Source organism: Mesorhizobium sp. M1A.F.Ca.IN.022.06.1.1, from assembly GCF_003952605.1.
In the GTDB taxonomy this organism is placed as follows: Bacteria; Pseudomonadota; Alphaproteobacteria; order Rhizobiales; family Rhizobiaceae; genus Mesorhizobium.
Genome location: NZ_CP034455.1, coordinates 4,784,890 through 4,797,958 on the forward strand (window position 1 = coordinate 4,784,890; position 13,069 = coordinate 4,797,958).

A 13,069-nucleotide genomic window follows, 5' to 3' on the forward strand; every position below is an offset into this window, starting at 1 on the left:
GTAAACAGGTCTGCACCATTTCTGTCACGCCGCTAGGGCTTTCCCGGAAGCTTGTTTGGCTTGTGGTCCCTCGTGCAGCGGTGCGCGGAAGCGTCTGAGGCGCAATGCATTGGTCAAGACAAAGACACTCGAAAGTGCCATTGCGCCAGCGGCGAGCATCGGAGACAGAAGCGTCCCGTAAGCTGGATAGAGCACGCCGGCGGCAACCGGGATCAGCGCAATGTTGTAGGCAAAGGCCCAGAACAGATTCTGACGAATGTTACGGATCGTTGCCTTGGAGAGCGCGATCGCATTGGCCACGCCGCGAAGATCACCCGACATCAGGACGACGTCGGCGCTTTCTATGGCGACGTCCGTACCTGTTCCGATTGCAATGCCGACATCTGCAGCGGCGAGTGCCGGTGCGTCATTGATGCCGTCGCCAACGAAGGCAACGATGGCGCCATGCCGACCGAGCCGCTTGACGGCCTCGACTTTGCCATCGGGCAGCACCTCGGCGACAATTTCGTCGATACCAATATGCCGTCCGATCGCCTCCGCCGTGCGGCGGTTGTCGCCGGTCACCATGGCGACCCGAAGACCAAGCGCATGCAGCGCCTCGATCGCCTTTGGTGTCGACGCTTTGATCGGATCGGCAACCGCGATGATCGCGGCAAGCTTGCCGTCGATGGCGGCGTAGAGGGGGGTCTTGCCCTCGTCGGCAAGACGCGTTGATGACGCGGCAAAAGCCGAGATGTTCAGGCCGAGCTGGGTCATCAATCGGTCCGCGCCGATCACGAGCTCGCGGCTTTCGATGGTTGCACTGACGCCGAAGCCGGGGATGGCGTCGAAATCGTTGACATCGGCAAGCATGAGGCCGCGACGTTGGGCCGCTCGCACGACCGCCTCTGCGACCGGATGCTCAGAGCGAGCCTCGACGGAGCCGACAAGCCGCAGCACGTCCGCTTCATTGAATTCATCTGACACGATGAAATCCGTCAGGTCGGGTCGACCCTCGGTGAGAGTGCCGGTCTTGTCGAGCGCGATGACCGCGGCGTCACGCAGCGTCTGCAGTGCATCGCCTTTGCGGAAGAGCACACCCAATTCGGCAGCGCGTCCAGTGCCGACCATGATCGAGGTAGGCGTGGCGAGGCCCATTGCGCAGGGGCAGGCGATGATGAGCACCGCGACCGCGTTGACGAGCGCGAACGCGAGGGCAGGGTCCGGCCCGAAGAAGAGCCAGACGGCGAAGGTAAGCACGGCAGCCGCGATGACGGCTGGCACGAACCAGGCCGTGAGTTTGTCCACGAGCGCTTGAATCGGCAGCTTTGCGCCTTGGGCAGCTTCGACCATGCGAATGATCTGGGCAAGCAGCGTCGCCGCGCCGACCTTGGTGGCGCGGAAGGAAAAGCTGCCGGTCTTGTTAATCGTGCCGCCCACGACTTCTGCGCCGATGCCTTTGGCGACAGGCAGCGGTTCGCCTGTCATCATGGACTCGTCGATGAAGGATGACCCTTCGACGATCTCGCCATCGACGGCTATCTTTTCGCCCGGTCGCACCACGACCATGTCACCCACCCGAACTTCGGTGACTGGCACTTCGACTATAATGCCATCCCTGACGACGCGTGCCGTCTTGGGCTGCAGGCCCACGAGCTTCTTGATTGCGTCGCTCGTCCTGCCTTTAGCCTTGGCTTCCAGGGTACGGCCTAGCAGGATGAGCGTGACAATCACGGCCGCCGCCTCGTAGTAGACGTTAGCTGTGCCCGCCGGCAACACATTGGGCGTGAAGGTCGCGACAAGCGAGTAACCCCAGGCGGCACCAGACCCGAGGGCGACAAGCGCGTTCATGTCGGGCGCGCCCCTGAGCAACGCCGGCACGCCTTTGCGGAAAAAGCGCAAGCCGGGACCGAACAGGACGATCGTGGTGAGGACGAATTGCAGGCGCCAGTTCCAGTCGCCAACCGTCATCATTACCCAGTGATGGAACGCCGGCACGAGATGAGACCCCATTTCGAGAACGAAGACGGGCAGCGTCAGCAGGGCCGCCCAGGTCAGCGAACGGCTAAGCGCGTGCATTTCGAAGGCGCGTCCATCGCGCTCGCGGTCCTGTTCCGACAAGATCTGCTGCGCCTTGTAGCCGGCCGCAGCCACCGCGCTTTCAAGCGTTGCGGCCTCCACAGAACCTGTCGCGACGCGGACGGTTGCGCGCTCCGTTGCAAGATTGACAGTGGCGTCAGTGACGCCAGCCACAGCCTTCAGCGCCTTCTCGATGCGACTGACACAAGAGGCACAAGTCATTCCCTCGATCGCAAATTCGAGCGTGTCTGTGCGTGTCTGGTAGCCGACGGCCGATACCGCTGCGATTACCGGAGCAAGGTCGGGCTTGCCGGCAAAGGTCACCTCGGCACGTTCCGTCGCGAGATTGACTGATGACGAGACGACGCCGGGGGCTGAGGCGATCGCCTTTTCGACACGCCTCACGCAGGAAGCGCAGGTCATGCCTTCAATGCCAAGCTGGATCACGAGATCAGTATCGGATCCGGCTGGTGCATCGCGAGTGATGGCGTTCATATTCCGCAACTCCATTTTTGGCGGTTGCAGTAACAGATAAAGGTTCCAGTGATGGGAAGGTCAAGAGCTAAGATTTTGCTGGGATCGTCTAGGCTCGTTCCCACCGAGGAACCGCCCTTGACCTTACCATCATGGGAAGGTCCATATCTGTTCGCGAGATGCGAAAAAGGAGAACTGCAATGCTGAAACTGAAAGTTCCTGACATGAGCTGCGGCCACTGCGCCAGCACGATCGAAAAGGCGGTAAAGAGCGTCGATCCTGCCGCCCGCGTGACGGTCGACCTCGGGTCAACCACTGTGGCTGTCGAGACCAAAGCGGACGAAACGGCGATTCGCGATGTCATCAAGACTGCAGGCTACGACAACGAAAAAGCTGCTGCTTAAGCGAACCCGGCTGGACCCGGCACGGATCATAAACGTGCCGGCCGCGTTCATTACAGCATTTAAGCCGTGCCGCCCGATGCCATGAGGCGGAAATCGAGGGCGGACACATGCTCATCCAACCGATCGACTATTTCCTCGTTGCCTGGTTCGCATTGGCGGGAGCGTCGACGCTCTATGTCGCCTTCGACCAGTATCGCAACAATCCCGAGCCGGTGGTGATGAAATGGGGGTTCATCCTCGTAACGCTCTATATGGGCCCGCTCGGGCTGCTGCTCTATGTGCTGGCCGACAAGGAACCGCGCCCGGGCGAGCATGAGGTCTTCACAAAACCCCTTTGGAAGCAGGGGGTCGGCTCGACTATCCATTGCGTCGCCGGCGATGCCACCGGCATCATCCTTGCCGCGGTCGTCACCGCCACGCTTGGCCTGCCGATGTGGCTCGACCTGATCGTCGAATATATCGCCGGCTTTGCCTTCGGCCTGTTCATCTTCCAGTCGCTGTTCATGAAATCGATGATGGGCGGCAGCTATTGGGAGAACGTCAAGAAGAGCTTCCTGCCAGAATTCATCTCCATGAACTTCATGATGGCCGGTATGGCGCCGGTTATGAGCTTCCTGATGATGGGCCGCGACATGCGCGCCATGGAGCCGACCGAGCTGCTGTTCTGGGGGGTGATGTCGCTCGGCGTCATTGCCGGCTTCGCGCTGGCCTATCCCGCCAATGTCTGGCTGGTCGCGCGCGGCCTGAAGCATGGGCTGATGACCGAGCGCTCGGCAGACACCGGAAAGGCCAACCGAAAGCCGGCTGCCGACGTACAGCACGCGCAGATGCGGACACAGCAGGCCAACGCCAGTGGCCATGCCCATCATGAGCACGGGCACGATATGGGTCCACACAAGCGCAGCGGAGGCCACCAGATGCGGTCGGACGCGACAACGCCGCAGATCGCGGCGCTTGGCGTGGTGTCGCTGATTGCGCTCGGCGTCGGCATGCTAGCTCCGGCGAACTGGCTGAACCTGCGACTGTCGGCCCGCGACGTCGGCGGGGTGATCATGCCGCCGGGCATGATCATGGACCGGGACACGCCGGCCGACGCGATGCGCGACATGGCGGCGGCCGATCCGCGCCTGGTGAGCGCATCCTATGGCCTTTCGGCCAAGGGAGACCAAGACCTGCCGTTCCGGATGGAGAACGGCGTGAAGGTGTTCGAGCTGAGACCTTCGGTGGTCCGCTGGCAGATCCTGCCGGATGTGACGGTCGACGCCTATGCCTATAACGGCCAGGTCCCGGGCCCGCGCATCCATATCCGTCAGGGGGATCGCATCAGGGTCGACGTCACAAACGATTTGCCGGAAGAAACAACTATTCATTGGCATGGGATGATCCTGCCCAACCAGATGGACGGGCCGGCTGAGATCACGCAGGCCCCGATCGAGCCAGGCGGTAAGTTTTCATACGAGTTTACGGCCACGCAACACGGGACCTATTTCTATCATCCGCATGCCAAGCCAGACCGCACGCAAGCGCTCGGCCTCTATGGGGCTCTGATCATCGATCCTGCTAATCCAGCAGACGAGGTGGCGGCCGACCATGACTACGTCATCCAGCTCCAGGAATGGCTCAAGCGCGAGCGGCTGACATATCCGTCGATGCCGATGGACGGCGGCATGCCGAATTTTTTCACCATCAACGGCAAGGCGTATCCGTCCACCGATACGATTCATATGAAGGTCGGCGAGACCCTGAAGGTCCGCTTTATCGGCACCAACAATGGCTTCATCCATCCAATGCATATCCATGGAGGACCTTTCGAGGTCGTTGCCCGCGACGGGGAGACAATTCCCGCCTCCGCCCGTTTTCTTGCGGACACGATCAATGTCGGGCCGGGACAGCGTTACGATGTCGTCTGGAAGGCCCATCGTCCCGGCAAGTGGCTGATTCACTGCCACATCCCGCATCACACGACAAACAACAACGTCGAAGAAAACGGGGGTGGTGGGTTGATGGTCGTGATCGACGCAAGTTGACGCGTCCGTGACCGCCAGGGGAGCCGTAGGTCTGATCATTGAACCCATATTGCGTTCGTAGTCTCTCGGACGCTGGTCCTGGATGCGTCAGCCTGCCGCAAGCTAGCTAAGCTAGGCTTCATCTAGCGTCGCCCTCAATTTGCCGCATACGCGATGCAAGCGACGCGACACGTCTGAGAAGACAGATCAGGGGCCAATCTTCAGGTGCACAAGCAGTGGGAAAAAATTAAGGGGATCGCGTCGAAGTTCATCTTCGCGCTCATCACCCTTGCCCTGCTGCAGATGAGTGCGGCCGGAAGTTCCCATTCGCATGAACTGATTTCGGATTGCGCGAACGTGACGGTTGCTCACTCGCATTCGAACCACTTCGATCCTTCGCACGACGTCACGGAAAATGCCGACGAAGGTGCGGCGGATGACGTTGCGGGTGAGCAGCAGCCTGATCACGCCGAGGGTACGGAGCGCCTGGCTCACGGCGGGGTGCTTTGCTGTGCTGGCCTCTGCCTCGGGCACCCGGGCTTCGAGGGTTGCGAGGTCCGCCATCCAGGGGTTCAGGGTGCGAGCCTGATTGTTCCGGCTGCTTATCGCAGCCGTCCGGGCATACCCACGGCAGGCCCCGAGAGGCCCCCCAGAACCTGAGCAGTCTGATCTTCGCCCGGCCGACAGGCCTCGACGTTCAAAAACTGCTGGCTTCTGAACATGTCCATTTCTTCGCTTTTTCGCGGCCTTTGCCGCATTCACTCCCTTTGTGCTGCCGTAGGCCTGCTTATGCTTCTTTCGTCGCCGCTCTCGGCGCATGAAGGACACGACCACGGCAAACAGCCTGTCATCGCTGCTTCCGCCGCGAAGCCGCGTGTCAGCGTTCAGTCTCCGGCTTATGAACTGGCTGGCATACTCGAGGGTGACAAGCTCTCGATCTTCCTCGACCGTTTTGACACCAACCAGCCTGTTCCGGGTGCGAAAATCTCGGTTATGGTCGGCGGCGACGCCGAGATGGCAGCAAAAGAAGCCGACGCCGGCATTTATGTTCTGCAATCCGAGAAGTTCCTGTCTGAAAGCCCGCTGGAGCTGGTCTTTTCAGTAGCACATCCCTCCGGCGACGATCTTCTTATCGGATCGATCGAGCTGCCCCGCAAAAGCCCAGTCCAAGCGGATCAGTCGCGCACGCAGGGGCGTGGTCTGGAGAGCATAATCCCGGAGAAACTGGCCCTGGGCGATTTCGAAGTCGACCGTCTCCAATTGCTGGCCGGCGGCTTTCTTGGTTTCGGGTTCCTCGCGGGCTTGATGGCGCGAAAAGGACTCCGGGCCGCCCCCATCGCAGGGCTCGTTCTTGTCGTGCTGATGGCGACCACTGCCTTTGCATTTAGCCATGAAGGCCACGATCATAGTGAAGCCGCCCCGCTGCCTGCCGGGGATGCGCCGCAGCGCATGAGCGACGGAGGCGTATTCCTGCCGAAACCGAGCCAGCGCCTGCTGAGCATTCGAACAGTTGTTGCCAAGCCGGAGCAGGCGCAGAGCGCAGCGACGCTTGTTGGTCGCATCGTCGCCGATCCGAACCGCTCCGGCCTGGTGCAGAGCATCAATGGCGGGAGGATCATGGTCGCAGGGGGTGCGCTCCCACGCCTTGGTCAGACGGTGAGCAAAGGGGAGGTGCTCGCGCTTGTGGAACAGGCCATGTCACAAGCCGATCGCAGTTCCCTTTCCGAGCGCATCGGCGAGATCGAACAGGAGATCGCGGTCGCCGAGGCAAAGCTGACGCGGACGCGCGATCTGGCGGGAAGCTTCGTAGCGCCGAAGAGTCAGGTGACCGATGCGGAAACCGAGCTCGCGGGCCTCAGGCGGCGGCGTGAGATTCTGCTGGAGACAACCGGCGCCACCGAGGTGCTCAAGGCGCCGATCGACGGCGTGGTCGCGGCCGTCAAAGCGGTGCCAGGACAGGTCGTCGGCTCCGCGGATGTGGTCTTTCAAATCGTCGATCCATCTGGTCTCTGGGTCGAAGCATTGGTCTATGCGGACGTGGAGCCCGGCTCCTTGGGCTTGGCAAACGCGACGACCTCCGAGGGCACCGCAATCAAGCTCAGCTTTCAAGGATTCGGCAAGACGCTCCAACAGCAGGCGCGCGTAGTCCAATTCTCGATAGAAAATCCGGACGAACGCCTCGCGGTCGGGCAACCGGTCACGGTGCGGGCGTTTGTTGGCAAGCCGGTGTTGGGATTTATCCTTCCACGAAGCGCCGTCGTGAGAGGCGGCAATGGCGAAACAATAGTTTGGCTCCATGCCCATCCCGAGCGCTTCTCGCCCAAGCCTGTCCATATGGAAGCATTTGACGCGGAGCGCGTGGTGATCCGCGCTGGCCTGTCGGAGGGTGAGCGGGTGGTCGTTCAAGGCTCCGAGCTGATCAACCAGATCCGCTGAGGTTGTGATGTTCAGTTTTCTCGTTAGCAATAGCCTCAAGAACCGGCTTTTCGTGCTCGCAGCGGCTTTGCTGCTCGTCGCCTACGGCAGCTACATGCTTCCGAAGGTACCCGTCGACGTATTCCCGGACCTCAATCGCCCGACCGTGACACTGATGACCGAAGCCGAGGGACTTGCCCCTCAGGAGGTCGAGCAGCTGGTCACTTATCCGCTTGAAACGGCGATGAACGGAATGCCCGGCGTCACCCGCGTCCGATCGGTTTCGGGCGTCGGGCTGTCCATCATCTATGTCGAGTTCGACTGGGAGGCCGACATCTACCGCTCCCGGCAGCTTGTTGCGGAGAAGCTGGCTCTGGTGGGCGAGCAGCTACCGGCCGGAGTTACGCCACAAATGGGTCCGGTGAGTTCGATCATGGGCGAGATCATGCTGATCGCCATCTCGAGTGACGCCGTTTCGCCGATGGAGTTGCGCGAGATCGCGGATTTCACGATTCGTCCCCAGTTGCTCACGATAGAGGGCGTTTCGCAGGTCATCCCCATAGGCGGGCAAGTCCGCCAGTACCGGGTCACCCTAGATACCGCCGCCTTACAGGCCTTGCAGGTTACGGCATCCGAAGTCGAACAAGCGGTGACGCGCTTCGGCACCAACACCGGCGGCGGATTCGTCGATCAGCACGGCCGCGAATATCTCATCCGCAACGTAGGCCTGACGAAGCGCTTGGAAGACCTGCGCAACACGGTCGTCGCAAGGCGCGATGACCAGCCGATCTTCCTCCACCAGGTGGCCAATGTCGACTTTGCAGCGCGCGTGAAGCGAGGCGATGCAGGCTATCAGGGCCGCCCGGCGGTCATTGTATCGGTGCAGAAACAGCCCGGCGCGGACACGGTCGACCTCACCGGACGCATCGAGGCGGCACTGATCGACATCGATAAGACGCTTCCCGAAGGCGTGAAGGCAACCAATCTTCAGTTTAGGCAAGCCACCTTCATCGAAACTTCGGTGGAGAATGTCGAGAAGGTGCTTCTGGAAGCGGCGGCCGTCGTGGCGGTCGTGCTCATCCTCTTTTTGATGAACGCACGCGCGACGTTCATTTCGTTGACCGCGATTCCAATCTCGATCCTCGTGACAGTGCTGGTCTTCCACGCTTTCGGGCTGACTATCAACACGATGACGCTGGGCGGCCTCGCGATTGCGATCGGCGAACTCGTGGACGACGCAGTCGTTGACGTCGAGAATATTCTGCGCCGTTTGAAGGAGAACAGCGCCCAAGCTCTGCCAAAGCCAGTTCTGGAGGTGATTGCCGCCGCATCTCAGGAGGTGCGCTCGGGCATCGTCTACGCGACGATGATCATCATTCTCGTGTTCGTGCCCCTGTTCGCGCTGTCGGGAATAGAGGGCCGTCTGTTCGCGCCACTGGGTGTGGCTTACATCGTCTCGATCCTGGCCTCGCTCGTCGTGTCGATCACGGTCACGCCGGTGCTCTCATACTACCTGCTTTCGGGTCGGGCGAAGGGACATGGACAGGACAGTTTCGTTGTCCGGCATCTCAAGCGCGCCAACAATGCACTTCTGCACTGGGCGTTCGGCAACAGGGCGCTTGTGATCGGCTTGGTGCTTCTTGGCGTCGGTTCGGCCGCCTATGCTGTCACGCTTTTGCCGCGCTCGTTCCTGCCTCCCTTCAATGAGGGTACTCTGACCATCAGCCTTGCCTACAATCCCGGCATCGCACTAGCGGAGAGCAATCGTCTGGGACTGATCGCGGAGACCATCATCAAGGAAGTTCCCGAGGTCGTGTCGGTCGGTCGGCGCACCGGCCGCGCCGAACTCGACGAGCATGCCGAAGGCGTCCACGCGTCCGAGATCGACGTCGACCTCAAGCGCTCCGCGCGGTCGAAGGAAGAGGTGATGGCCGATATCCGGCAGCGCCTCGCCGTGCTGCCGGCCACGCTCAATGTCGGACAGCCGATTTCGCACAGGCTTGATCACATGCTTTCCGGCGTGCGGGCGGAGGTCGCACTGAAAATCTATGGCGATGACATCGACACGCTGCGTTCGACAGCCGAGATGCTGCGCGAGAAGCTGTCGGGCATCCAGGGTCTGGTCGATCTGCAGGTCGAAAAGCAAGTCCGCATTCCACAGCTCCGGGTCGATGTCGACCACGAGCGTGCGGCCCTCTACGGCCTCACGCCGGCCTCCATCACTGAGGCGCTGGAGAGCATGTCCAATGGCCGGACGGTATCGCAGATCGTGGAGGGCAATCGCCGCTTCGACGTGGTCATGCGGCTCTCTGACGTTGATCGATCGACCGCCGGCCTGGCCGATCTCCTAATCTTCACTCCGGCAGGCACTGTGCCGCTTCGCATGGTCGCTGACGTCGTCGAGACGGATGGACCAAACCAGATCCTGCGCGAGAACGGCCAGCGGCGCATCGCGGTACTCGGCAACAGCGATAGTGAGCGTGACATGGCGGCAATCGTCGCGGACATTCGCAGCATCCTCTCCGAAACGATGCTGCCGCAGGGCTACGTTGCCCGGCTCGAAGGCACCTTCCAGGCGCAGGAGGAAGCGACATTAAGGATCGGCGCGCTTTCGCTCGTTTCGCTCGTCCTTGTCTTTGTCGTTCTTTACAGCCGCTATCAGTCGCCGGCGCTCGCCCTGATCATCATGGGCAATATCCCGCTCGCGTTGATCGGCAGCGTGGTCGCGCTCAACATCGCCGGACAGCCGCTGTCGGTCGCTTCGATGATCGGCTTCATCACGCTGGCAGGCATTTCGGCCCGTAACGGCATCTTGAAGATCTCGCACTACATCAACCTGGCGCTCTACGAAGGCGAGCGGTTCGGCAAGGAACTGGTGATCCGCGGCAGCCTCGAGCGGCTGACCCCTGTGCTGATGACCGCGCTTTCTGCCGGGATGGCACTCATCCCCCTCCTGATCGGGGCCGGAGAGCCTGGCCGCGAAATCCTGCACCCCGTCGCCGTCACCATCTTTGGCGGGCTGATCTCTGCGACACTGATTGATACCTTTCTGACCCCCGTTCTGTTCCTGAGCTTCGGCAGGAAGCCACTGGAACGCATCAGGGCTGCCCGCGGCGGCACTGGCACGTTGACCCCTGCCGAAGCCTTCTGATCATCACCACTTGGAGCGACATATGAAAACATTGGTTGTAGCGGCTGCGGCGACATTGATGACTTTCAGCGCAATGGCCCATGAACTGGCGAAGGGACCTAACGGAGGGCCGGTTGCCGACAGCGGCGGGCATCATATTGAACTCGTCACGGAGCAGGGAAAGCTGGTCCTGTTCCTCACCGAGGGCGCCGACGACAAGCCGCTTTCGTCAGCCGGAGTAACGGGCGCCCGTGCTGTCGTCCAGAGCGCTGGCAAAACCGCCGTGGTGCAACTAACGCCCGAGGAGCCCAACAAGCTCGTCGGGGCACTCGCCCAGACGATAGGAGCGGACGCAAAGGTCGTCGTGTCGGCGACGCTGGCTGACGGGCACACCGTCCAGGCACGGTTCGGAGGAAAGTGAAGACGATTCACTTCGTCCGCCTATCGAATCCGGACTTCTGCGGATCGTCGGCCGGACCGAGGGCGCCGACGACAAGCCGCTTTCGTCAGCCGGAGTAACGGGCGCCCGTGCTGTCGTCCAGAGCGCTGGCAAAACCGCCGTGGTGCAACTAACGCCCGAGGAGCCCAACAAGCTCGTCGGGGCACTCGCCCAGACGATAGGAGCGGACGCAAAGGTCGTCGTGTCGGCGACGCTGGCTGACGGGCACACCGTCCAGGCACGGTTCGGAGGAAAGTGAAGACGATTCACTTCGTCCGCCTATCGAATCCGGACTTCTGCGGATCGTCGGCCGGCAGGTGTTCGGGGGGTCACGGCTAATGCATATCGCCCAGAACTGTGCAGCGCTTCTAAGGAACGACATGCCTCAAACCACGGTCTTAAAGCGCGTCACCTGAATCAGTTTCAGCGCGACGCGCTTTGACTGTCCGAGCGCGAACCCAACCCGCGAAGGATCATTCGCAACAGACGTTCGAGCTTCGGCTTCGAACGCGCCTGCTGAGCCGCCGCAATGGCGGCCAGCGCGTATCTCGCGAGTTCAGCCGCCGGCGAGGCATCTTCAATTTCACCGGCATTCATGGCCTCTGCGATCAGTTCTGCGACCATCGCCTCGACGCGAGCGTATGCATGCCTGGCATGCGGCATCGAATGGAGCAGCGCTGCAAACGCGTGACCATGGCCACGGCGAGCGTTCTCGGCATAGGCGAGCAGAACAGCTTCGAGGGCGGCAAGCGGGCCGGCCCCCTTTGCCCCGGCCTGATCCAACGCGGCAAGGTGGGTGCTGACCTCCCGAGCGTGCCAAGCAACTAGGATCTGCTCAACCTCACTGAAGTACTTATAGAGGGTGGCGCGACCTATCCCGGTTTCCTTGGCGATACGTGCCATCGTGAGGTTGTGCAGGCCCTCGGCCGCCGCCAACTCGGCCGTCTTGTTCACGATGGTAGTGGCGACGGCGTCGCGGTGGGCTTCGATCGTGTCGTTCCAGAGCTTAGGCATGGGGGTAGTCATTTCACAGGCGTCAGGCGGTGTCGAGACATGTCATCTTGACTCAGAGACATTATGTCTCGATAAATTGACAATTACGAACGGTGGACCTGACCAGATGGCGAATGGCAAGCGCACAGCAGCCGGCATGCCCGGTTGGGTGAAAGCATTCTTGTGGGTGGGTCTCGCCTTGCTCGTGATCGCCGGAATTGCGGCACTCAGCGGTCATGGTCCGTGGCAGCACATGGGCGTGGTGCACTAGCGTGACCTTCAATGCACCACTGCGCAAACTTGTGCTCCTGCTGCATGTTATTTCCAGCGTAGGGTTCCTGGGAGCAGTGGTGACCTTCCTCGCGCTCGCTATCATCGGGCTCAGCGGTGATGCTGAGGCCCAGCGCTCCGCATATATGGTCATGCCAGCGCTGACCTGGGGAGTTATCGTGCCCTTGGCCGCGACAACCCTTACAGTCGGAGTCGTTCAGTCTCTCGGCACACCCTGGGGGCTGTTTCGCTACTATTGGGTGATCGTGAAGTTGGTGCTGACGGTGATCGCGCTGATTGTCCTGCTGATACAGACCCCCAAAATTTCGCAGCTCGCATCCGCTGCGGCGGATGGCACGCTTGCGGCAGCAACGGGCGGCCGGTTCTCTATGGTTCTGCATGCTGCCGGCGGAGCGGTGGTACTCGTCATCGCGACCATACTCTCGATCTTCAAGCCGCGCGGCATGACGCGCTATGGCGTCCGGGCAGTCGAAGTCGAGTCCAGGCGGCTGGCATGAATGCATGGTGCCCTTGGCCGATGCGCACAGCGTAGGCATTAGGATCAACAACGTTGAACGCAGTCGAAAATGATCGTCCGATTTTCGGCTGCTTTGCGCTTCATCTCGGTCGTAGAGACGAGCTTTACCTTCGCCCGTAAGCGGACGTTCCTGCCCGCGCGCTCTTAGATCGGCAACTCCCCAAGAGCATAATAAGGGCACCGCGATAGGGCTGCGTAGGAACTATGATTGCCGGGCTCGCTCCGCGGGTTCTCACACTGGCAGTGCCGATAAGGACGAGCCCTCCGCCGCGCATCTTGAAACAAAGTTGGAGGCTGGCAGTCCACCACTGTACCGTCATCGACCTACAGGACGATTACGAC

The 13,069-nt window shown here is 61.2% G+C and carries 9 protein-coding genes; 6 read left to right on the forward strand and 3 right to left on the reverse strand.

The window, feature by feature from the left end:
• Nucleotides 1-24 precede the first annotated feature (24 nt).
• Nucleotides 25-2,553, reverse strand: a complete 2,529-nt coding sequence (locus EJ078_RS22955) for a heavy metal translocating P-type ATPase (RefSeq protein WP_127403933.1) — start codon at nucleotides 2,551-2,553, stop codon at nucleotides 25-27.
• A gap of 179 nt (nucleotides 2,554-2,732) precedes the next feature.
• Between EJ078_RS22955 and EJ078_RS22960 the strand changes: the two genes are divergently transcribed.
• A complete protein-coding gene (locus EJ078_RS22960; protein ID WP_127403932.1) occupies nucleotides 2,733-2,936 on the forward strand; it encodes a heavy-metal-associated domain-containing protein in 204 nt (67 codons plus the stop codon).
• A 107-nt stretch (nucleotides 2,937-3,043) separates the two neighbouring features.
• A complete protein-coding gene (locus tag EJ078_RS22965) occupies nucleotides 3,044-4,963 on the forward strand; it encodes a DUF4396 domain-containing protein (RefSeq protein ID WP_127403931.1) in 1,920 nt (639 codons plus the stop codon).
• Nucleotides 4,964-5,149: 186 nt separating this feature from the next.
• On the opposite strand, the gene EJ078_RS22970 is transcribed toward EJ078_RS22965, so the two are convergent.
• Nucleotides 5,150-5,506, reverse strand: a complete 357-nt coding sequence (locus EJ078_RS22970) for a hypothetical protein (protein WP_127215548.1) — start codon at nucleotides 5,504-5,506, stop codon at nucleotides 5,150-5,152.
• Nucleotides 5,507-5,662: 156 nt separating this feature from the next.
• Here EJ078_RS22970 and EJ078_RS22975 point away from each other — a divergent pair, with 156 nt between their 5' ends.
• The 3 genes from EJ078_RS22975 to EJ078_RS22985 are packed head-to-tail and all read left to right on the forward strand — an operon-like array spanning nucleotide 5,663 to nucleotide 10,908.
• Complete coding sequence (locus EJ078_RS22975; protein WP_127215547.1) at nucleotides 5,663-7,378, forward strand: efflux RND transporter periplasmic adaptor subunit; 1,716 nt, start codon at nucleotides 5,663-5,665, stop codon at nucleotides 7,376-7,378.
• A gap of 7 nt (nucleotides 7,379-7,385) precedes the next feature.
• Nucleotides 7,386-10,508 (forward strand): efflux RND transporter permease subunit, encoded by a 3,123-nt coding sequence (locus EJ078_RS22980; protein ID WP_127215546.1) that lies wholly within the window; start codon nucleotides 7,386-7,388, stop codon nucleotides 10,506-10,508.
• Between the two features lie 22 nt (nucleotides 10,509-10,530).
• A complete protein-coding gene (locus EJ078_RS22985) occupies nucleotides 10,531-10,908 on the forward strand; it encodes a hypothetical protein (protein ID WP_127215545.1) in 378 nt (125 codons plus the stop codon).
• Between the two features lie 441 nt (nucleotides 10,909-11,349).
• On the opposite strand, the gene EJ078_RS22990 is transcribed toward EJ078_RS22985, so the two are convergent.
• Nucleotides 11,350-11,940 (reverse strand): TetR/AcrR family transcriptional regulator, encoded by a 591-nt coding sequence (locus EJ078_RS22990; protein WP_164750471.1) that lies wholly within the window; start codon nucleotides 11,938-11,940, stop codon nucleotides 11,350-11,352.
• Between the two features lie 251 nt (nucleotides 11,941-12,191).
• On the opposite strand from EJ078_RS22990, the gene EJ078_RS22995 reads away from it, so the two are divergent.
• A complete protein-coding gene (locus EJ078_RS22995) occupies nucleotides 12,192-12,707 on the forward strand; it encodes a hypothetical protein (RefSeq protein ID WP_245458908.1) in 516 nt (171 codons plus the stop codon).
• Nucleotides 12,708-13,069 lie beyond the last annotated feature (362 nt).